Source organism: Sphaerochaeta sp. (genome assembly GCF_050178175.1).
Lineage (GTDB): Bacteria > Spirochaetota > Spirochaetia > Sphaerochaetales > Sphaerochaetaceae > Sphaerochaeta.
The window spans coordinates 1-19,452 of record NZ_JBFXGH010000017.1; the positions used below are offsets into that span (position 1 = coordinate 1).

Genomic DNA, 19,452 nt, shown 5'->3' on the forward strand with positions numbered 1-19,452 from the left:
GGCCAGTTCGTAGGCAAGGTTTGCGTCATGCGTGGTAAACAGAAGGGTTTTCCCTTTCGCATGCAGCTGTTTCAGGATGGTAAGCACGCGTTTTCGGTTTGCAGGGTCCAATGCACTTGTTGGTTCATCGAGCAAGAACATGGAACTCTGTTGAGCAATGGCCCTTGCAAGCAGTAACAACTGATGTTCTCCTCCGCTCAAGGTAGTGATATGCCTCTCTGCATAGTTTGCCAAACCCACATCATAAAGTGCCTGATAGGCAATCTCTGCATCCTCTTCACTTGGGGTTCCCAGCTCTGAAAGGTAGGGGGAACGTCCAAACAGCACGTAATCGATCAGAGAAAAGGAGAAGTTGTACTGTTCGAATTGGGGAACCAATGCCAATGTCCTGCCAAGTTCCTTCCGCCCATAGGAGGAGATTGGTTTCCCGTATAATGATACCTGGGCACTCTTCTGCCATCCCAACAGAACATCGAGCAGTGTTGATTTACCTGCTCCATTGGAACCCAGGATAGCTACACTCTGTCCTTCCTCCACCGAGAGTGAGACATCATCGAGCGCTTTTGTGCCGCTCGGGTAGATGAAACTCAGATGGTTTACCGTCAAAGCGTTCATGCCTTGCCCTCCTGGTGCTTGAGTGAAAGGATGATCATAAAGATGATGGCTCCCATGAAGCTGGTGAGCAATCCAATGGGGATCTCGGTGGCCAGGACGGTCCTGCCAATGGTATCGCAGACCAAAAGGAAAAATGATCCCAGGATCATGGAACCGGGAAGGCTGGTGGAGCTGTCGGAGCCAAACAACTTACGACCCAGATGAGGGGTGATCAAACCAACCCAGCCGATCAGACCGGTGATGGAGATGGTGACCGTAGTCCCTACCGTGGCAACTATCAGAAGAATGATCCTATCTCGCTTGGGGTTCATCCCCACAGAGAAAGATGTCTTCTCCTGGAGACTAAGCAGGTTGAGTTTCCATCTATATCCAAGGAGTATGGCCATACTGGGCACGACCACCCATAAGATGGAAAGAATCTGGGCCCATGAGGCATTCCAGAGCCCCCCCATCATCCAGAAGGTGATGTCTTGCAGATCCTTGGTAGGTTCCGCCACCAATTTTATCACACCGAGTGCACTGGAGAAGAGGGCTGATACCGCTATTCCGCTAAGCACCAGCCGTAACAACCACCCTCCAAACCTGAAACGGGTTGCAAGCAAGTAGGAAGCAAGCAAGGCCAACAGCCCAAAGAACGTAGCGCTTAGTTGTACATAGAGGCTTGATCCCACTCCAAGGACAATCATCAACGCTGCCCCGAAGGCCGACCCTTGGCTTACACCCAGGAATCCAGGTTCAACCAGGGGATTGGAAAACAGCATCTGGAACGTGAATCCGCTTGCACTGAGCATTGCCCCTGCAAGCAGGGCCAGAACAATACGAGGAAGCCGGATGCGCAGGAAAATACTCCTGGTCATTGCATTGGTTGACCAGTCTGTTGGGAATCTGAATCCGGCAGTGGGATACCTCCCTGCAAAGAGGAACAGGAATGCCAAGAGCAGTGTTGCTCCCAGCATTCCCAGCAGGAGTCCTGTTCGTCGTTTACGCTCTGCCTGATAGCGCTGATGGGCATTCATAGTGTATTGATGGCAACCGATTTACTGTAGCGGTCTCTCAGGAAACCAAGCTTTTTCTCATCGGTGAGATGATAGAAATCCTGGTAGAAGGAGGTGACCTCATTTCGCATGTCCAACTCAGGGTAGCGCTCAGGATAGACTTCCGCAGCCATCCACTGCAGCCCAAGGATCCAGGATGCAACAGGCTGGATATAGTTCATCATATCATGGGGACTTGCCTTTACCTGTCTGTTCTTTACCGCTTTTAGGGTTGACCATATTTCTGACTCATAGATAGCCTCAATGTACTGGTCGGTAGGGGTACGGTAGCTCACCACGATAATGATATCAGGATCCCAAGAGGCAATCTGCTCGAAACTTACCGTAGACCAACCGTTTGCTGCCTTGTTGGCACCTTTCCAAACTGCCTCGGCACCAATGGTCTCGACCATCCATGTCTGCATCCATGCATCCGGCGCAATCTTATAGGAGTAGGTGTTGTCGGCAGTGCTTGCCTGGAGGAGGAGTACACGTTTCTTGTCCTTTGCATCGATTGAGGAGGCTGTCTCCCTGATTGGATCAAGCCGCTGTTCATAGAGGTCAAGTATTTCAGCAGCGCGTGTATTGTTCTTCAGTAGCTTGCCAAGCTCGACTACTTCTTTCTTCCAATCCTCGTAGGATTCCAGGTTCATCGTAAAATTAGGCACACCAAGTTGGTCAAGCTTTTGTGCAATTGAGGTAAAGTGGGTTGCCTTGGTCAACACCAGATCACTCTGGTAGCTGGCGATCTCTTCGATACTGGCTACCTGGCTGATACGTGGATTGTCATTCAACGAGGGCCTGATGAATGAGAAGAAGTCTCCTAATCCCTGGTCAGTCTTGGGAAGGGTAAGATCCATCTCAGTCACTTCAGGGAAGAGAAATAATGCATTTGCCGGCATATTACCCGCTTTTCCTGCAATCAGAACCTTTGATGGTTTTTCCTGTAGTTTGAGTATTCTCCCATTTGCATCGACTGCCTGGTAGTAGTCACTCTCCAGTATTGCTTGTTCCGCCGCTCCCTGTGCAAAGAGCAAAGCTGGGATCATGCAGAGTAGTAAGGCTAGGGTTTTGAATTTCATAAAAGGGTCTCCTTTGTTGCGAATAGTTGCAGTTTACCATTATACTTTTCAAAAGGCAATCGTAAAATAAGAACCTCTTCACTCTTTATCACCTTGATAGCTTCGCATAATCAGTTTAGTGTATACTTACTGTATATAAGGGACTGACTATGGAATCAACAGACTTGCAACAGAGCATTCGTTCCCTGAGAAAGAGTGCAAAACGCCTCGCATCCAGTACCGGAAGAGAACGCAACCAGCTTCTCCAAATGATTGGGGAGGGGTTGCGACGTGACTGGGAAACCATCAAGGTTGCGAACGAAAGAGATATGCTCCAGGCGAAGGAATCGGGGCAGAGAGAAGCCTTGGTGAAACGACTGGTTTTCAATGATGAGAAGCTGCATGCATCCCTGCTTGGTTTGGAACAAGTAGCTTCCCTGCCGGATCCAATTGGCAGTATCAGACAACGAAGAAAACTTGATGAAGGTCTCTTGCTTGAGCAGATCACCGTTCCCATTGGCGTTATCGGCATGATCTTTGAAGCACGGCCGGATGCCCTGATCCAGATTGCATCACTCTGTCTCAAGAGTGGTAATGGCATCATTCTCAAGGGAGGAAAGGAAGCATTCCAGACCAATACCGCCCTGGTGGAATCAATCAGGAAAAGCTGTAAGTCCTCCAGACTTGGATCTGACTGGCTGCTATTGCTTGAAAGCCATAGTGATGTTGATACGATGCTGGGTATGGAAGGGGATATCGACCTCTTGATCCCACGTGGATCGAATGCCTTCGTACGCTATGTCATGGACAATACCTCCATCCCCGTATTGGGGCATGCTGATGGTATCTGCCACCTCTACATTGATGCCAAGGCTGACATCACCAAGGCAGTGGAAATAGCCTATGATGCAAAGACCCAATATCCCGCAGCATGCAATGCAATCGAGACATTGCTGGTACATGCACAAATTGCCCCAGATGTCCTTCCCCTGCTTGCAGAGCGTTTCAGGGAGGCTGGGGTTGTCATGCATGGGGATGAGCAGGCTTCTCATTTCATGGATTGCATTCCCTATCAGGAAGGGGATTGGAAGAAGGAGTATCTTGCCCTGGAAATCAATATCCATGTAGTGGATTCCCTCTCAGAGGCGATCGACCATATTGAGACCTATGGTTCGCATCACAGTGATGCCATTGTCAGCGAAGACGATGACTCGGTGAGAACCTTCTTTACCGGTGTGGATTCAGCAGATGTCTTTGCCAATTGCTCCACCAGATTTGCTGATGGATTCCGCTTTGGCCTTGGATCCGAGGTTGGTATCAGTACAGCAAAGATACATGCACGGGGACCCGTTGGCTTGGAAGGGCTGATGACAACCAAATATCTCGTCAGGGGGAGTGGACAGGTGGTTGCCTCCTATACCAAGGATGGGGGTCGGAGTTTTTCCCATCAGGACTTGCCTTTGGATAGGCCGTCAATGCTTGGTGAAGAGGTTTTATGATGCGGGACTTTTCATCAGTACGCAGGCTTGTGGTAAAAGTGGGAACCAATCTGCTCAGTTGTGAGAGTGGTATTGATGAGGGTTGCATCGACGTAATAGTCGATCAATTGGCCCTGTTGCAATCGACTGGATATCAGGTGCTCCTTGTCTCCAGTGGAGCCATCGGCATGGGTGCAAAAGAGCTCTCTCTCAAGGGTCCAGTGAAGCAGGTACCGATGCGTCAGGCTTGTGCGTCCATTGGACAGCCTCTGCTCATGTCCAGCTATCGCCGTTCCTTCAAGCGACATGGAATGGTGTGTTCCCAGATCCTTTTAACACGTAACGATCTGAACAACCGACTCACTTACGTGAATCTCAGAAATAGTGTCTTTACATTGTTGGACCTTGGGGTAATTCCCATTTTCAACGAGAACGATGTGGTAAGTACTGCTGAGATTGGGACAGCCTTTGTTGACAATGACAGGATGAGCGCCATGGTTGCAAGCAAGATTGATGCAGATCTTTTGGTCATTCTTACCGACATTACCGGGTTGTATACTGCTGACCCAAAAAAAGATAAGGAAGCAGTACTGCTGAGCGATATCACTTCCCTTGATGCAACAATCCTCTCCTATGCAGGAGGAGCTGGTTCCACCCATTCAACTGGGGGTATGAAAACAAAGCTGCTTGCTGCAAAAATTGCAAGAATGGCTGGTTGTACCACCATTATTGCCAGTGGTTATGAAGGGAATGTGCTTCCCAGGCTTCTGACCGGCGAGGTGATAGGGACCTGTATACACAGTGTGAAACGATTGAGCCAACGGCAACGTTGGATTCTCTATAACTCCCATCTCGGATCCATTGTGATTGATGATGGGGCGAAAAAGGCTCTTATTGCAAAGAAAAGCCTGCTTCCCAAGGGTATTGTGTCGGTGGAAGGAGTCTTTGGTGCCGGCGATGTAGTACAGATCTGTACTACCGATGGTAAACCGTTTGCGAAGGCAGTCCCCTACTATAACAGTACTGAGATAGCTGCAGTGGCCGGCCATAGCAGCAAGGATATCCATAAGATTATCAAAGAAGGACATAAGGGTGTAATCTTCCGCCCTGAGGACTTGGTGTTGTTGAACGATGATGACTAACTATCGGATCTATCGGAGAAAACAAGAGATTGGCAAACGCATCAATCAGTTGCACAACATTGAGCAACTAGCCATAGGGATTCTCGATACCGGTACTCCTGACCAGTTGAGGGAGGCCTTAAACTGGTATGTACAGGAGATGAATTACAGTCTGCATGTCGTAACACAAGAGGGTAGATTTGATATCCTTGCCATGCAACAAGAATATAAGGATGTCACCTTTCTGGTATTTGCCACACACGCCTTTACCGGTGAGAAGGTAAATGCGGTAGCAAATGAGTGCCAGGCAAATTTATTCCTAATCGTGAGAAGCGATCTGTTGCTCGTGAAATTCGATGGTTCTTTTCTCTTCTCCGCTATGAGTGAGGGAGACCATCCTGCAGCGTTCGGAGCGGTTATCGCAAATGCCAACCGAGAAATTATCCCCTGTCTCAGGATTCCCCGCCTTACTGGACGGGAGCTGGACCCTGACTCTGATTTCCCTTCCCCCGATCCTTCCCATATCCGTTCAACACTCTATCCCCTCTTCTGCCTGGGACTCTATGACCGGGCACTGTTTCAAAGGCTGAGGGGATTTGATGAGGAAATACACAGCGAGTACTGGCAAGCCCTCGATTGGGGATTACGCTGTCACCTCTATGGGTATGATCTTGCCCTCAACAACAATCTGATGATGCAGGTCCCTGACCGGGAGAGTGTCATCGAGGACCGTAGTGAGGCGCAGGGGTTTCAGCGTTGTTATACCAAAGCCCTGAGCGTACAGCAAATCAAGGGAAAGAATGTTGCAAAACGATACAAAGGGTATGTCGACAAGGAAGTCTATAACGATGAAGTAAAGAAACGGATGATTTGGTTGCAGAAATATGATTTCCATACCCTATGCAGCCAATGGTCCAAGGAGGATGTGTGAAACGTCAGATACTAACCCTCCTTGTATTTATTCTATGTTCTTTGGCTTTGTTTGGTGCACCCGATCCGTTCTCCTATCCCTTGGGTACGGTGATCATCGATGCAGGTCATGGAGGACATGACCCTGGGGCTACCACTGCATGGAGTTTTGCCGGTGGTACCATCTACGAGAAGGATCTTACCTTGGACATAGCCAAACGGCTTCATGCCTTGCTTGCAGTCTCCCATCCCCATTTGCAGCTTGTCATGACTCGCTCGGAAGATGTGTTCCTCTCTCTGGAAGAGCGATGCAGCATCGCCTATAAGACTCCGCTTCAACCGCAAACAAGTTCACTGTTTATTTCCATTCATGTAAACAGTGCTGCGAGCAATCAGGCTACAGGGTTTGAAATCCTGACCAAGGAACAGGATAAGCGGGTAACGTTGCTTGATGAGACCACCCCGATTGAGAATATTCCTCTCTATGCGTCTCACTCCCAGCTCTCCTTGAACCGGCTGCTCAACCAGCGGAATCTGGTGGTTGCCTCGGTCTTTGAGCAAGCCCTGGACGGTTCGTTGGTGACCAGTCGTAATCGCGGGATAAAGGAACGTGACCTGTGGGTGCTCAATGGTTCCAGAATGCCTGCAGTATTGGTGGAGGTCGGTTTCCTTTCCAATGAAGAGGATGCGAGAAACCTGGTGTCTCCCCAGTGGAGACAGCGGATGGCCCAGATCTTGGCCCAAGCAGTGGAAGAATGCTTGTAGGAGGTAGTCATGGGTATTGGAGTAGGGCGAAAGTCTCTCTATAAAGCAAAGGAGACCCCTTCCTTGGTCATTGTTCCCTCAGTTCCGTATCTGATCATAGATGGTGAGGGAAACTCGAACGAAGAGGCGTATACTCGTTCCACCCGGTTGCTTTTTTCCTTGCATGACCTTTTTTGTGAACGAACTGGAGTAGTGGAGAACCCTGTCTTGGAGTGTATCTGGACAGCAAGGGAAATTGAGAATCGCGAGCCTTGGAGTTGGTCGGCCATGATAGGGGAGCCACACGGGATGACCGATTCCTTGTTCACGGAAGTAAGGGATGAGTTGGCCTTCAGGCAAGGCGTTCCTACCCTTGATATCTACCGCTCCAATATTGAGGATGGTCTCTGTGTCACACTCCTGCATACCGGCCCATTCAGCTTCGAAGGAAAAAGCTTCCAGATGATGGAATCCTTTTGCAAGGAGCAAAATCTGGCTCGTCGGGGTCGATCTCATCGTGAGATATACCTCGATCATCCAAGGATGAGGCATAGGGATGACTTGGAAACCATCCTCCGTCTCCCCGTGAGGGAATTATAGCCCTTCCTTGGTTTTCTTTCTTTGGGCAACCAAAAGATCCATCTTCAGTTTCTTCAGCTTGGAAGAGAGACTGACTTTGTAGATATGTGGGTTGATCTGTCGCAAGTAGCTCTTATGGAACGTTCCAAGTTCCTTCTGCACATACCCCTGGATCTCCTGGAGGCTTGGTTTTTCCCCAATTCTCTTGCCATTTTCCATCTTCTTGTTGATCAAAGGTCTCAGATGGGTGTATCTACCACTCTGCATCTCAAAGAAGTCAGCCTCAGCGAATGGATGGTAGAAAACATACTTTTTCCCGAGGGTGATCTTTTCCTTATCCAGTGTGATCAGGTCAGCAATGGAACCAGCCTCGTCATCACTGAAGCGGTAGACTTGCTTGATACCAGGGTTGGTGGTCTTCTCGAAGCTATTGGAAATCTTCATGGTTGGGATGAAATCCCCATCATCTCCTTGTTTTGCAGCAAGTTTATACACCCCATTCAAGGAGGACTGGGAACCACCGGTGACCAGATGTGTCCCGATTCCCCAGCTGTCGATGGGAACCCCATCTTGGACCAGGGTTTGTACAATCGCCTCAGTCAAGTCATTTGAGACCACGATGGTTGCATCTTCGAGTCCTGCTGCATCCAGACGTTTTCTGATAACCCGTGGGAGGTATGAGAGGTCCCCGCTGTCGATTCTTACCCCAATCTTTTTTCCTTTTTGCTTCTGTTCCAATCCAACGATGATGGCATTGTCTATACCGGATCCAAGCGTATCATAGGTGTCGATCAGGAGCACCGTGTTGTCAGGATAGAGCTTTGCATAAGCTCTGAAGGATTCTAGCTCGCTAGGGAAACTCATGATCCATGAGTGGGCCATGGTACCTGCAACCGGAATGTTGTAATGCTTTCCTGCAAGGGTATTGCTGGTGACCTGACAGCCACCAATGAATGCAGCCCTGCTGGCTGAAAGCGCACCATCACATCCCTGTGCTCTTCTCAAGCCGAACTCCATCAGGAGTCCTTGTTTGCTTGCAAGAGACATTCTGGATGCTTTTGTAGCAATAAGGCTCTGGAAGTTGAGGGTGTTGAGCAACAACCCCTCAATCAACTGTGCCTCGATCAGGTCGGTATGGATGCGGAGCAGCGGCTCTCCAGGAAAGACCACCGTACCTTCTTCCATGGCATACAGGTCCCCTTTGAAGCGATAGTCTGCCAGATAGGCGAGAAAGCCGGGGGTGAACTTACCCAAGCTTTCAAGATACGCGATATCCTCTTCGCTGAAGCATAGTGATTCAAGCTTGTCTATCAATTCATGGAGACCTGCGAAAACCACATACCCCCCCTCAAAGGGGTTTGTTCGATAGAACATATCGAAGACTACATTCGGGTTATGCTTGTTCGAGAAGTAGCCCTGCATCATGGTCAATTCATAGAAGTCGGTTGTAAGTGCGCTGATCTGCATCCTTCCGTCCTTGTTAGCGTGCCTCTATCTTGGAGAAACCTGTATAGGGGACCAAGATGGGGGGGATCGTGATAGATCCATCTTCATTCTGGAAATTTTCCAAGACGGCAACCATTGCCCTGCTTAATGCAATGGCTGTCCCGTTGAGCATATGAGGGAACTGTGTTTTCCCCTCTTCGTCCTTGTAGCGAATCGCCAATGAACGTGCCTGGTAATCGGTGCAGTTGCTGGTGGAGGTAACCTCACCATATTCACCTTCCTCTCCGCGACCTGGCATCCATGCCTCAATATCGAACTTCCGGTAGGCTGGGGCACCAAGATCACCAGTGCAGGTGTCAACTACACGGTAGGCTACGCCAAGTCCATTGAAAATCTCTTCCTCGATTGCGAGCAGTTCGTCATGGAATGCCTCAGACTCCTCACTTGTACAGTAAATGAACATCTCAAGCTTCGAGAACTGGTGAACCCTGTAGAGGCCCTTGGAATACTGTCCAGCACCTCCAGCTTCCCTGCGGAAGCAATGGGAGAGACCAGCCATCTTGATCGGTAGCTGTTCCTTTGAAAGAATCTGGTTGGCATAGTAACCGCCAAGGGTAATCTCGGCAGTTCCCACCAGGCAGGTGTCAGTATTTTCAATGGTATAGATGTTGCTCTCTTCCCCCCTTGGATTGAATCCAATGCCCTGGAGAATCTCCTCCTTGGCAATATCGGGGGTAATGAAGGGGGTGAATCCCTTCTTGATCAGGATATCCATTGCATATCGTTCCAAGGCCATCTGCAAAATGACTGCTTCCCTCTTCAGGTAGTAGAACTTGGGTCCACTTACCTTTGTTGCGGTATCGAAATCGATCAAGTCGAGCCGTTCAGCAAGCTGGACATGGTCCAGTGGCTTGAAGGAGAACTGGGGTGGGGTACCGACGAACTTGATTGCTGTATTGTCCTTGTCTTCCTTTCCGACCGGGGCGGCGGGGTGGGCATAGTTGGGAATTGTCCTCGCAAGTTTCTGGAACGCTTCCTCAACCTGGGTAAGACTGCCCTCGATCTCAGCAATCGCTTCTTTCAGCGACTTGCCTTCCGCTATCAGGCTTCTGCGGGTATCAGCATCCAGCTTGCCTTTCATTTTCTTGGCATTCTCGTTTCTCTTGGACCGGAGTTCCTCAACCTGCTGCAGCAGTGCAGAACGTTTATCCTGCAATTCAATGATGGCATCAATATCCACCTGCATGTTTCTTACCGCAATGTTGTTTGCTATTTCGTCCCGTCTGCTTTTTAGTTCTTTCAAATCTATCATACTGGTTCCTTCTTCCTTTCAGGATTACTCATTTCCCCTGGTTGGCCGCTTTTGCCTCAAGCACTTTCGACTTCTCACTTGATGCCTCGACAGCACGCATGACCAAGCCCTCAAACCCTCCCTGGGCGAGTGCTTTCATACCCTCAATGGTGGTTCCCCCAGCAGAGCAGACCCGCGTTGCAAGGTCCACTGGATTCGCCTTTGTTGCGTCGATCAAGGAGGTGGCACTCTTCATGGTGTCGCTTGCTATCTTCAGCGCCTCCGGATAGGCTATCCCTTGCGCTACTCCCCCCATTGCAAGTCCATGCAGGAACGAGAATACATAGGCGATGGCCGATCCACTGATCCCGATAAAGGCTGAGAACTGGGACTCTGGGAGAAGGAAGGCAGAACCAAAGGAGGAAGCAACATAAAGGGAGTCTTCACGCAGGGACGCGGAACAACCTTCAGCTGGAGCTACAGCGGTAACAGCAGCACCGTACTGCGCAGCAATGTTCGGCATGAACCGTACTATCTCATCAGTGGCAAGTTGCTCGGCAAGTACCGAGAGGGGAATGCCTGCCGCAATGGAAATCCATCGCTTCTTGTCACTACCCAAAGCCCTCAGTTCTGGATAGAGCGTAGAGAGAATCTGGGGTTTTACTGCAATGAGTATGGTTTGGCATGTACTCAAGAGTGCTTCGAGAGATTCTGCCACTGAAAGGGTTTCCTTGCTTGATGCAAGCTGCTTGGCTTTCTGCACATCACTGTCATAAATCAAGACTTCCATTTGCAGGCTCGCTGCGATTGCTCCACCCATGTTTCCACATCCAATGATGCCGATACTATCCATGCTCAGGCCTCCCATGTTAGTCGATGTAACCTTCCTGTCCCTTGTAGGGAGGGAAAGGATTGCTGTCGTAGGTATTCATATGCTGCGATTGCTACACTGTTCGAGAGATTCAGGCTTCGTGCTTCTTCCCTCATGGGGATTCTCACACAACGTTGTTTGTTTTTGACAAGCAGCGATTCACTGATACCAGCACTCTCCTTGCCGAAGACTAGATAGGTCTCTTCAGGGTAGGTGACCTCGCAATAGGTTCTTGGAGCTTTTGTGGTGAAGTAGTACAACGGTTTCTCTTGGTGTGCTGCCAGGAAAGCTTCAATGCTGGGATGTTCAACCATCGTAAGCAATGGCCAATAATCCAACCCGGCACGTTTCAGGTATTTCTCCTCCAAGCTGAATCCAAGAGGATGCACCAAGTGCAAGGTTGCACCAACTGCTGCACACGTCCGTGCAATATTTCCGGTATTTTGTGGTATCTCTGGCTCAAACAGGACAATATGCAGTGCCATGCTCCTCTCCCTTACACGGCAAATCTATCATTTGCAGGGAATCAACACAAGGTGGGGGAACTTATGCATGAGCGAATAACCAATCTTGTAATGCTGAACCGTTTGCTTTAGACTTGCCCAAGGTTGGAGGGGTATATGTTTCAGGAAGGTTTGAAATCATTGCTTTTGGGAATTGTACAGGGGATTACCGAATGGCTTCCCATCAGCTCAACGGGACATCTTTTGCTTTTGGATGAAGTGATTCATCTCAGTTTGGGCGAGGACGCAAGAGAACTCTTCTTTGTCATCATCCAGCTTGCATCAATACTTGCCGTGATTATCCTGTACTTTTCAACGTTGAACCCCTTCACCAAGGGTAAGGATGCCAAGCAGAAGACTGAGACCTATATTCTCTGGTTGAAAGTGATCATTGCGACGATTCCTGCTGGAGTGATAGGGATCTTGATCGATGATCTGATGGATACCTATCTTTATCGATGGGAAGTGGTTGCCTTTGCACTCTTTGCCTACGGCCTGCTTTATATTGTACTGGAGAAGGGGAAGTGGGGTAAAAGGGAGCACCGTGTAAAGGAGCTTTCCGAAATTACCTACCGTGATGCTTTATCCCTTGGACTTTTCCAGATGCTTGCCCTGATCCCGGGAACCAGCAGAAGCGGTTCCACCATACTTGGCGGGATCATCATTGGATTGGAACGGTCGGTGGCTGCAAAATTCTCATTCTTTATGGCTATCCCGGTCATGGTAGGAGCTTCCCTCCTGAAATTGATCAAGTTGGGACTCAGCTACAGCTCAGAGGAGTATCTCCTGATAGGCATCGCTTTTGTTGCATCCTTCCTGGTCTCCCTGCTTTGCATCAAGGCTTTGGTTGCTTATGTCCGTCGTCATGACTTCTCTGCCTTTGGTTATTACCGTATTGCCCTTGCTGTTTTGGTAACGGTCTATTTCCTTGCCTGGGGAGCTGCCTGATATGGCTCTTTTAGTGGTTATCTATCTTGCCTTCATCAGTCTTGGACTGCCTGATGGTGTATTGGGCAGCATCTGGCCGGTCATGCAACAATCACTCGATCTTCCCTTCTGGAGTGCTGGACTTATCGGGGCAACCTCTTCCATCGGCACGGTGGTCTCAGCGCTTATGAGTTATCGGATGACCAGTCGATTTGGTACGGGAAAGGTGACCCTCGCCAGTGTAACGATGACAGCGGTTGCTCTCTTGGGATTCTCCTTTGCCTCATCGCTCCCTATGCTCATGTTGTGGGCAGTTCCCCTTGGCTTGGGTGCTGGTTCCGTTGACTCAGCGCTCAACAACTATGTTGCACTGCACTATGAGGCGCGCCATATGAACTGGTTGCACTCATTCTGGGGCTTGGGAGCAAGTGCAGGCCCTGCAGTCATGGGTTTTGCCCTCTCCTTGCAGCTGGGGTATCGCAGTGGGTACCAAATACTATCCCTGATGCAAACTGTACTGGTATTTGCGTTGATAGCTTCTCTATCCCTCTGGGTAGATCCCAAGGGGAAAAGGGAAGGAGTACATCTTGAAGACCATCAGAAGGGATCGCTTCGCCATAAGGCACTTCCCTTTGCCCTGCTCTCCTTCTTCTTCTATTGTGCTCTGGAAATTTCCACAGGACTGTGGGCGGTTAGTTATCTGGTCCAGGTGAAGCAGTTGCTTCCCTCCGATGCTGCCTTCTATGGGTCGCTGTTCTTTCTTGGGATAACTGTGGGAAGGATGGCAAGCGGTTTCATCAGTTACCGATTGGGTAATATCGAGATGATCTTCCTGGGATTATTCCTCTGCCTTATCAGCATTATCGCCTTGTTCTTTGCCTCCCTGATCTTTGCCGGGCTTTCCCTCTTGTTGCTTGGTTTGGGATGTGCTCCCATATTCCCGAGCCTGATTCACCAAACACCACGAAGTTTTGGTCCTGGGGTGAGTCAACGTATCATCGGTCTACAGATGGCCAGTGCCTATATTGGAAGTACGCTCACCCCTCCACTGTTTGGGCTGGTGGGGTCTTTTGTGGGATTGCAGTGGATGCCCCTCCTGCAAGGAAGCATCCTGGTATTGCTTGTGTCCAGCATCACCATTCTGGTGTTGCTAACCAGGGATAAGGAATACCCAATCTAATTCACTACCCCGACGTGTTTCGGTTTGATGGTTATGATGTGGATGCTGACGACGGTGGCAATGGTTGCAAGCATGATGATCAAGGGAAGCTTTCCTACAATGTAAAAGGTAATCCCCATACCAATCCATAGCGTTATAAGAGCTTTGGCTTTGGCTTTCTTTGGGATTCCTGTTCCTTTTCGGTAGTGCTTGAGGTAGGGACCCAAAACCCTGTTCTGTTCCAACCAGCCTCCGAGACGTTCACTGGAAAAAGAGAAGAGCAGACCTGAAAGCAGTACGAATGGAGTGGTAGGCAGTACAGGTAGGAATACACCGATTCCTCCCAGGACTGCTGAGATGATTCCGAAGAAAGCCAGTATGAGACGTAGTACTTTATTGTTAACCAAGAGCGTAGCTCCTTACCAATTGTGTTTTTTCAATACTATGATAAGATAAAGAAATACAAAAGCAAAGTAAAGAGGTAGGAATTGTAATGGTTGTTACTCTGATGGAATAGTTGTTTCGAGGTTCTTGGCCTTGAAAACCTGCTTGCCCTGTTTCTGCAGGGCGAGCACTACCTGCTCGATCTTTCGTTTCTTCTGATATGGGTCCTCGAAGAGTTCTTCCTGCAGAGGACGGCTACCTTCATAGAGTTGATATAATCCAACCCCAATCAATCTGATAGGGGTACCGTCATGCCATTTCTGCAACAGGAGCTGCTTTGCCAGATGGTAAATCTGTTCAGCGCTGTAGAGGGTACCCTGCGGGGTGATCTGAAGGGTGTAGGTAGTAAAATCAGGGAGTCTCACCTTGATTCCTACGGTCCTGCCGATTTTCTTCTCTTCCAATGCCCGGAACATCACCTCATGACTCATGGATAGCAGGGTCTGTTCCAGGATGGAGAGGGAGGATACATCGCTCTCAAAGGTTGTCTCAGTAGAAATGGAATGACTTTTCGATTCACCAGAGAAGATCCCGGGATCAATGCCTCTGCATACGAGATAGAGGAAATTGCCCATACTTTTCCCGAACAGTGATTGTAGGGAGTCCATGGTAAAGGATCGTAGTTCTTCGGTTGTTCTGATGTGGTGCTTTGAAAGCAGTGCTTGGGTGACCTTTCCCACACCCCAGAGTCTCTGCAGACCCACTGCATCGATAAAGGCAATCTCCTTGCCTAATGATACCCTGCATAGTCCGTCTGGCTTATCATAGTCACTTGCCATTTTTGCAATGAAGCGGCTGGGACCAATCCCCACTGAAATGGTCAGCCCTGTCTCCTTCTTGACTCGTTCTTTCAGCAATATTCCTGCCTGACGGGGAATGCCGAACAACCTTCTGGTTCCAGTCATATCAAGGAAGGCTTCATCGATTGATATTTGTTGCAGGTCGGAGGAGAACTCCTTAAGGATATTCATGACTTGTAAACTGACTTGGTTGTAGCGTTCCATCCGCGGCTTTACCACTACTGCATGGGGACAAAGACGGCGTGCCTGTGCCATTGGCATGGCGGAGTGGATACCATACTTTCTAGCCTCATAGCTTGCAGTGGCAACCACCCCCCTGGAACTGTTGCCTCCGATGAGCAGGCAAGTGCCAGCGTAGGCAGGGTTGTCGAGCACCTCAATCGCTGCATAGAAGGCATCCATATCTACATGAAATATGACAGGTTCCAAGTCACTCATTGTTTTGGCGGTGTGAAACAACGCCCTCGCTCCTTTCTGTTTCGTTGTATTGCGTGGTTTATCAGGCTTGTGACCACGCTGGGTAGATCAAATCCAATCGAAGCCATCAAGACAGGGTAGTGACTAAGCGCTGTCATACCCGGGCTGGTATTGATCTCATTCAGGTAGATGGATTCCCCCTGGACGAAGAAATCCACCCTTGCATACCCATCGGCTTTGATCGCCAAGAACGCTGTACGTGCATACTCCCTGATTCGGTTCTCCATGGCAGGTGGCAATCCAGAAGGAACCCGAATATGCGCTGTATCAACCTGCCCATACTTATGGGCATAGCTCAAGAACCCTTCTTGCTCTCTTGCCGGGTCTATGACGCTTCCCGGTCCTGCTACATGCAGGGCGCCGTCCTCAGTTCTCAGTATGGCACACTCTACCTCAATGATGGGATTCATGTATTGCTGTACCAGTACCCGTTCACTGTATCTTCCTGCATCCTCGACAGCTTCAAGGAAATCGTGATAAGTCGCATTGATCAGCGCTTTCACACCCACCGATGATCCTGCGTTCTCTGGTTTGATGAACAGGCTTTGGCCGTGGGTGGCACAGATGGTTTGGAACAGATCACGGTTGGGTGTTGGCATCTGGTAGCAATCAATGGTGGAAGAGGGAACTGTCGGGATGCCATGAGCAGAAAACAGGGTGGATGCGATGGCCTTATGCATACCGATTGCACTGCTGAGCGTATCACACCCACAAAGCGGTATATTGCAGAGCAGGCAGGTTCCTTGTAGGTTCCCATCCTCTCCCTGGTAGCCATGGGTGGTTGCAAATGCTGCCCTGATCTGGAGTTTCTCTTCTCCTTGGTATATACCCAAACCTGGCCTGAGATTCAGTGGTTGGGTTGTATCAAATTCACGATTCAGCGTCTGTTGCAGGAACCATCCACCTTGGATGGTGATGGCAATCAAATGGACCGAATAGCCGGCTTGGAGGAGCGCTTGATGAATCGTGAACGCACTGTTGATGGAGACCTCATGCTCTGCTGAGCGTCCCCCGTAGAGTAATGCTACTTGCATTGCCTTCTCTGCTCCTCGGCTCTTAGTGCATTCTTTACTTCAGTAATTTCATCCCAGGGAATTTTCCCAGAATCCCTCTCAATGGTCTTTTCATGTCCTTTCCCCAAGAAGAGCAGGGTATCTCCTGCTTGGGCAAGGGAAACTGCTTTACGGATTGCCTCCCTCCGACTCTCAATTTCAAGAACGGTACAGGAGGGATTATGCATCAGGAAACGAAGGTCACTGAAGATTGCTTGGTTTCCTTCATACCTTGGGTCCTCCTCGGTTAGGATAATGGTCGAACAGTACCTGTTGGCAATTTTTCCCATAGGGGACCGTTTGGTAGTATCGCGTTCTCCTGCTGCACCAAGGACAGCGATCAGGTCACCTCCTTCACTGGTTCGTTTTGCAAAGAAGAAGATACCTTCATAGGCATCTTCCGTGTGGGCAAAATCGATGATTGCACGTATCCCAAGGGTGTTCTCGATCAGTTGCATTCTTCCCTTGACCGGTTCAATGAATTCGATGAGGTCAAGCAGGTCCTCAGCAGGCTTTCTTACAAGATGGGCAGCACAGAACACTGCAAGTAGCGCGTTGGTTGCCAGGCTGGGAAGCAACAATGGTGTGTGGATTCTTTTTCCCAAGATTTCCACCACCACTCCCTGGTATCCCATGAATTCTATACGCATCGGCACATCCTGTCCAAGGATGATTGCTTCTTGGGTAGGGGAGAGAGCTTCGGTGAATGCGTTGATCCTGGCATTGTCGGTACTGCTCACCAATATTCCGTTCTCCTTGAGTGCCCGGACCAGATTGACCTTTGCATTGGTGTACTCCTCCAGGCTGTGGTGGAATTCAAGATGCTCACTCGTTACCTTGGTGATGATGGCAGCGCTGAATTCAATACCCCCAAGCCGGTCAAAGGTCTTGCTCAGTGCATGGCTGGTGCACTCCAGGACCACGTGGGTTGCTCCGTTCTGGGTACAGCGATACAGGAACTCCTGTAGTTGGTCTGCCTCCGGTGTGCTCTGTCGGAAGGGGGAATCTTGCTTTCCTGACCCATCATCCATATTGACGGTGGTCAACAAACCTGTCTTTACTCCCTGCCTCTGCAGTATCTGGTAGAGGTAGTCGCTGGTGGTGCTTTTCCCATCCGTGCCACTTACTCCAATGATGCTCAGTTTCTTCTGTGGATAATCATAGAAGGCAGAACACATCAGGGCAAACGCTGTATGCGGGTATTTTGTCGTATAGTAGCGAACAGAGACAGGGAGCCTTGGGCGTAGGTTTGTTTCCTCTGCAATGATGCATACAGCACCATTGTCTATGGCGTCGTTGATATAGTTGCTCCCATCAGTTCTGAGGCCACGGAAGGCAAAGAATACTGAGTGAGGCTTGCACATCCCTGAGTGTTGGCAAATTTGATCGATGGTCTGTGTATCGGGAACGCTCGTATCGTTGATGCCGATGGCGCTTAAAAGTGTCCGTAACGTTTTCATGTCTCTATGGTAACAGCAGTGTGGGTATAACCACAATAGAAAGGTTCAGCAAGTATTGGTGTCCTTCTTCTGTTTTTTTTGCTATGCTGAAAAGGAAGGAGCAAACGATCTGATGAAACGCTGGATATTGACCGGGGTGCTGGCAATACTGCCTCTCACTTTCCTACAAGCATTCCCCTTGGATTTTGCATCGACTGCTTCCTGGGGTATGGGAAGTGCAGGTCTTGCACTGGACTATGAATCAGACTCCTTTGTTGCCAATCCTGCATTGCTGGCTCTTCCTGGGCGGGAGGATACCCACCTGCTTGCCTCCTTGCGCTATCAGGACCAGATAGAGACCTCCTACCTGGTGAACAATGAACCGAACCCATGGCTGGTGCAGCCTATAGCCGACTGGGCAGTCAGTTTCAGTGCAGGTAGCCTCGCATTTACTATACAGAATCGTAACAACTTGCTGGATAGACAGATTGACTCTACGCAAACCAGATACAATGGACACAAGATCACGATGTTCCAGTTTGATTGGGCTACCGGTAGGGCTCCATTTTATTTTGGGGTATCTGTACGTGCTGCCGCTGAGAGTGATCGAGCGATGATTGAGATCAGGGATGACAGAACATTTCTTGACTACATTGTGGAGACCTCCATCGGGCGTTATGAATCCCTGAACAACAGTTCCAATGTTGCCTTCGGCATGGGATTGCTGCTCGACTACCAGTGGTTCAAGATGGGAGTGGTAAGCAATCAGTTCGCCTATGCCCGGGCTGATGATACCCTTATTGTCAGCGGGGACTCAGTGCTCAAGACCCTGGACTGGGGGGTTTCTGTCAGTTCCCCGACCTATGATGCCTCCAATCAGTTGCATCTTTTCAAATTGCAAGGGGCCTATGATTTCCTGAATATTGGAAGTGATGAGGACCGCCAACTTCGTCTTGGCGTCTCGATGAAGCTGCAACTACTGCCAACCTGGTCTGTCAGCCTTCTCATCGGATACCAGGAGGCGAAACCAAGCCCTTCAGATCTCCTTGCTATCAGTTTCAGCAGGGGATTGCAAACCATATCCCTTGATGCTCAGTTGGATACGCTCAAGATTGGCCTAGGGTATGGGTATCCCACTGCCTGGTATGTGGGCTCCTCCACCGATATCAATCCTCGTTTCGTAATTTCCCTTGCGCTCAGCTTGTAACTGTTCGTACTTGACATGCAACGTCGACCACCGGTATAGTCAGATGGGTGAACATTTGAACCTGTAAGGAGTAATGTATATGTCCAAAGCACATAGAGGTAGTGGTATTCGCAATGAAGAGGTGAAAGGTGGCCGAGGCGAGTGTCCCGTTTGTAAGAGAACTGGTGTAAAGGTGCTCTACGAGGTAACCATTGACGGTGAAAAAGCCAAGGTTTGCAAGCCTTGCAACGCCCACCTCAAGGCTGCAGCCTCAAAATAAGGCACCATCCTTGAAGCTGAGACTGTCTTTCGTGGC

20 protein-coding genes are annotated in these 19,452 nt (G+C 49.5%); 9 read left to right on the forward strand and 11 right to left on the reverse strand.

The annotated features are described in order from the left end of the window. The 3 genes from AB7S66_RS03495 to AB7S66_RS03505 all read right to left on the reverse strand — a co-directional run. Positions 1 to 615: ABC transporter ATP-binding protein (locus AB7S66_RS03495; RefSeq protein WP_428518066.1), on the reverse strand; the 615-nt coding region annotated here is incomplete at its 3' end. Beyond that, on the reverse strand, positions 612 to 1,631 hold the full coding sequence (locus AB7S66_RS03500) for a FecCD family ABC transporter permease (RefSeq protein WP_428518068.1): 1,020 nt from the start codon (positions 1,629 to 1,631) through the stop codon (positions 612 to 614). The genes AB7S66_RS03495 and AB7S66_RS03500, both read right to left, overlap by 4 nt. Continuing rightward, complete coding sequence (locus AB7S66_RS03505; RefSeq protein ID WP_428518070.1) at positions 1,628 to 2,731, reverse strand: ABC transporter substrate-binding protein; 1,104 nt, start codon at positions 2,729 to 2,731, stop codon at positions 1,628 to 1,630. The genes AB7S66_RS03500 and AB7S66_RS03505 overlap by 4 nt, the downstream gene beginning before the upstream one ends. 149 nt (positions 2,732 to 2,880) lie before the next feature. Between AB7S66_RS03505 and AB7S66_RS03510 the strand changes: the two genes are divergently transcribed. From AB7S66_RS03510 to AB7S66_RS03530, 5 genes are read left to right on the forward strand one after another with little or no spacing between them, the layout of a single operon-like run. Continuing rightward, the gene (locus AB7S66_RS03510; protein WP_428518072.1) at positions 2,881 to 4,209 is read left to right on the forward strand and encodes a glutamate-5-semialdehyde dehydrogenase; all 1,329 of its coding nucleotides are present in this window, start codon (positions 2,881 to 2,883) and stop codon (positions 4,207 to 4,209) included. Then, on the forward strand, positions 4,206 to 5,330 hold the full coding sequence (proB, locus tag AB7S66_RS03515) for a glutamate 5-kinase (RefSeq protein ID WP_428518074.1): 1,125 nt from the start codon (positions 4,206 to 4,208) through the stop codon (positions 5,328 to 5,330). The genes AB7S66_RS03510 and proB overlap by 4 nt, the downstream gene beginning before the upstream one ends. Then, positions 5,320 to 6,240: a glycosyltransferase family 2 protein gene (locus tag AB7S66_RS03520; RefSeq protein WP_428518076.1), complete on the forward strand. Its 921-nt coding sequence runs from the start codon at positions 5,320 to 5,322 to the stop codon at positions 6,238 to 6,240. Before proB ends, AB7S66_RS03520 begins: the two co-directional genes overlap by 11 nt. Next, the gene (locus AB7S66_RS03525; RefSeq protein WP_428518078.1) at positions 6,237 to 6,983 is read left to right on the forward strand and encodes an N-acetylmuramoyl-L-alanine amidase family protein; all 747 of its coding nucleotides are present in this window, start codon (positions 6,237 to 6,239) and stop codon (positions 6,981 to 6,983) included. The genes AB7S66_RS03520 and AB7S66_RS03525 overlap by 4 nt, the downstream gene beginning before the upstream one ends. A 9-nt stretch (positions 6,984 to 6,992) precedes the next feature. Further along, a complete protein-coding gene (locus tag AB7S66_RS03530) occupies positions 6,993 to 7,562 on the forward strand; it encodes a GyrI-like domain-containing protein (RefSeq protein WP_428518080.1) in 570 nt (189 codons plus the stop codon). On the opposite strand, the gene AB7S66_RS03535 is transcribed toward AB7S66_RS03530, so the two are convergent. Genes AB7S66_RS03535 through trmL form a run of 4 tightly spaced genes read right to left on the reverse strand, consistent with a single transcriptional unit; the run spans position 7,557 to position 11,634 of the window. After that, complete coding sequence (locus AB7S66_RS03535; RefSeq protein ID WP_428518082.1) at positions 7,557 to 9,008, reverse strand: nicotinate phosphoribosyltransferase; 1,452 nt, start codon at positions 9,006 to 9,008, stop codon at positions 7,557 to 7,559. The genes AB7S66_RS03530 and AB7S66_RS03535 overlap by 6 nt on opposite strands. Before the next feature lie 13 nt (positions 9,009 to 9,021). After that, positions 9,022 to 10,299 (reverse strand): serine--tRNA ligase, encoded by a 1,278-nt coding sequence (gene serS, locus AB7S66_RS03540; RefSeq protein WP_428518084.1) that lies wholly within the window; start codon positions 10,297 to 10,299, stop codon positions 9,022 to 9,024. Between the two features lie 28 nt (positions 10,300 to 10,327). After that, positions 10,328 to 11,131 carry a pyrroline-5-carboxylate reductase gene (gene proC, locus AB7S66_RS03545; RefSeq protein WP_428518086.1) on the reverse strand — a complete coding sequence of 268 codons (804 nt, stop codon included), beginning with the start codon at positions 11,129 to 11,131 and terminating at the stop codon, positions 10,328 to 10,330. Positions 11,132 to 11,133: 2 nt separating this feature from the next. Next, positions 11,134 to 11,634 carry a tRNA (uridine(34)/cytosine(34)/5-carboxymethylaminomethyluridine(34)-2'-O)-methyltransferase TrmL gene (trmL, locus tag AB7S66_RS03550; protein WP_428518088.1) on the reverse strand — a complete coding sequence of 167 codons (501 nt, stop codon included), beginning with the start codon at positions 11,632 to 11,634 and terminating at the stop codon, positions 11,134 to 11,136. 135 nt (positions 11,635 to 11,769) lie between these two features. Here trmL and AB7S66_RS03555 point away from each other — a divergent pair, with 135 nt between their 5' ends. Both AB7S66_RS03555 and AB7S66_RS03560 read left to right on the forward strand, forming a co-directional pair. Next, positions 11,770 to 12,600: an undecaprenyl-diphosphate phosphatase gene (locus AB7S66_RS03555; RefSeq protein WP_428518090.1), complete on the forward strand. Its 831-nt coding sequence runs from the start codon at positions 11,770 to 11,772 to the stop codon at positions 12,598 to 12,600. A gap of 1 nt (position 12,601) precedes the next feature. After that, positions 12,602 to 13,759 carry an MFS transporter gene (locus AB7S66_RS03560; RefSeq protein WP_428518092.1) on the forward strand — a complete coding sequence of 386 codons (1,158 nt, stop codon included), beginning with the start codon at positions 12,602 to 12,604 and terminating at the stop codon, positions 13,757 to 13,759. Here the strand turns inward: AB7S66_RS03560 and AB7S66_RS03565 are convergent. The 4 genes from AB7S66_RS03565 to AB7S66_RS03580 all read right to left on the reverse strand — a co-directional run bounded on the left by AB7S66_RS03565 (position 13,756) and on the right by AB7S66_RS03580 (position 17,971). Then, complete coding sequence (locus tag AB7S66_RS03565; protein WP_428518094.1) at positions 13,756 to 14,145, reverse strand: YbaN family protein; 390 nt, start codon at positions 14,143 to 14,145, stop codon at positions 13,756 to 13,758. The genes AB7S66_RS03560 and AB7S66_RS03565 overlap by 4 nt on opposite strands. 93 nt (positions 14,146 to 14,238) lie before the next feature. Then, positions 14,239 to 15,420 carry a DNA polymerase IV gene (dinB, locus tag AB7S66_RS03570; protein WP_428518095.1) on the reverse strand — a complete coding sequence of 394 codons (1,182 nt, stop codon included), beginning with the start codon at positions 15,418 to 15,420 and terminating at the stop codon, positions 14,239 to 14,241. Further along, positions 15,417 to 16,493, reverse strand: a complete 1,077-nt coding sequence (locus tag AB7S66_RS03575) for a D-alanine--D-alanine ligase (protein ID WP_428518096.1) — start codon at positions 16,491 to 16,493, stop codon at positions 15,417 to 15,419. The genes dinB and AB7S66_RS03575 overlap by 4 nt, the downstream gene beginning before the upstream one ends. After that, the gene (locus tag AB7S66_RS03580; protein WP_428518097.1) at positions 16,484 to 17,971 is read right to left on the reverse strand and encodes a Mur ligase family protein; all 1,488 of its coding nucleotides are present in this window, start codon (positions 17,969 to 17,971) and stop codon (positions 16,484 to 16,486) included. The genes AB7S66_RS03575 and AB7S66_RS03580 overlap by 10 nt, the downstream gene beginning before the upstream one ends. A gap of 112 nt (positions 17,972 to 18,083) precedes the next feature. Here AB7S66_RS03580 and AB7S66_RS03585 point away from each other — a divergent pair, with 112 nt between their 5' ends. Next, positions 18,084 to 19,157, forward strand: a complete 1,074-nt coding sequence (locus tag AB7S66_RS03585; protein WP_428518098.1) for a hypothetical protein — start codon at positions 18,084 to 18,086, stop codon at positions 19,155 to 19,157. Positions 19,158 to 19,236: 79 nt separating this feature from the next. Continuing rightward, on the forward strand, positions 19,237 to 19,416 hold the full coding sequence (locus tag AB7S66_RS03590; RefSeq protein ID WP_198890194.1) for a hypothetical protein: 180 nt from the start codon (positions 19,237 to 19,239) through the stop codon (positions 19,414 to 19,416). Positions 19,417 to 19,452 lie beyond the last annotated feature (36 nt).

Coding starts and splice junctions, on each gene's coding strand:
- AB7S66_RS03500 (WP_428518068.1), bottom strand. CDS start 1,631: ATGAATGCCCATCAGCGCTATCAGGCAGAGCGTAAACGACGAACAGGA.
- AB7S66_RS03505 (WP_428518070.1), bottom strand. CDS start 2,731: ATGAAATTCAAAACCCTAGCCTTACTACTCTGCATGATCCCAGCTTTG.
- AB7S66_RS03510 (WP_428518072.1), top strand. CDS start 2,881: ATGGAATCAACAGACTTGCAACAGAGCATTCGTTCCCTGAGAAAGAGT.
- proB (WP_428518074.1), top strand. CDS start 4,206: ATGATGCGGGACTTTTCATCAGTACGCAGGCTTGTGGTAAAAGTGGGA.
- AB7S66_RS03520 (WP_428518076.1), top strand. CDS start 5,320: ATGATGACTAACTATCGGATCTATCGGAGAAAACAAGAGATTGGCAAA.
- AB7S66_RS03530 (WP_428518080.1), top strand. CDS start 6,993: ATGGGTATTGGAGTAGGGCGAAAGTCTCTCTATAAAGCAAAGGAGACC.
- AB7S66_RS03535 (WP_428518082.1), bottom strand. CDS start 9,008: ATGCAGATCAGCGCACTTACAACCGACTTCTATGAATTGACCATGATG.
- serS (WP_428518084.1), bottom strand. CDS start 10,299: ATGATAGATTTGAAAGAACTAAAAAGCAGACGGGACGAAATAGCAAAC.
- proC (WP_428518086.1), bottom strand. CDS start 11,131: ATGGATAGTATCGGCATCATTGGATGTGGAAACATGGGTGGAGCAATC.
- trmL (WP_428518088.1), bottom strand. CDS start 11,634: ATGGCACTGCATATTGTCCTGTTTGAGCCAGAGATACCACAAAATACC.
- AB7S66_RS03555 (WP_428518090.1), top strand. CDS start 11,770: ATGTTTCAGGAAGGTTTGAAATCATTGCTTTTGGGAATTGTACAGGGG.
- AB7S66_RS03560 (WP_428518092.1), top strand. CDS start 12,602: ATGGCTCTTTTAGTGGTTATCTATCTTGCCTTCATCAGTCTTGGACTG.
- dinB (WP_428518095.1), bottom strand. CDS start 15,420: ATGAGTGACTTGGAACCTGTCATATTTCATGTAGATATGGATGCCTTC.
- AB7S66_RS03575 (WP_428518096.1), bottom strand. CDS start 16,493: ATGCAAGTAGCATTACTCTACGGGGGACGCTCAGCAGAGCATGAGGTC.
- AB7S66_RS03580 (WP_428518097.1), bottom strand. CDS start 17,971: ATGAAAACGTTACGGACACTTTTAAGCGCCATCGGCATCAACGATACG.
- AB7S66_RS03585 (WP_428518098.1), top strand. CDS start 18,084: ATGAAACGCTGGATATTGACCGGGGTGCTGGCAATACTGCCTCTCACT.
- AB7S66_RS03590 (WP_198890194.1), top strand. CDS start 19,237: ATGTCCAAAGCACATAGAGGTAGTGGTATTCGCAATGAAGAGGTGAAA.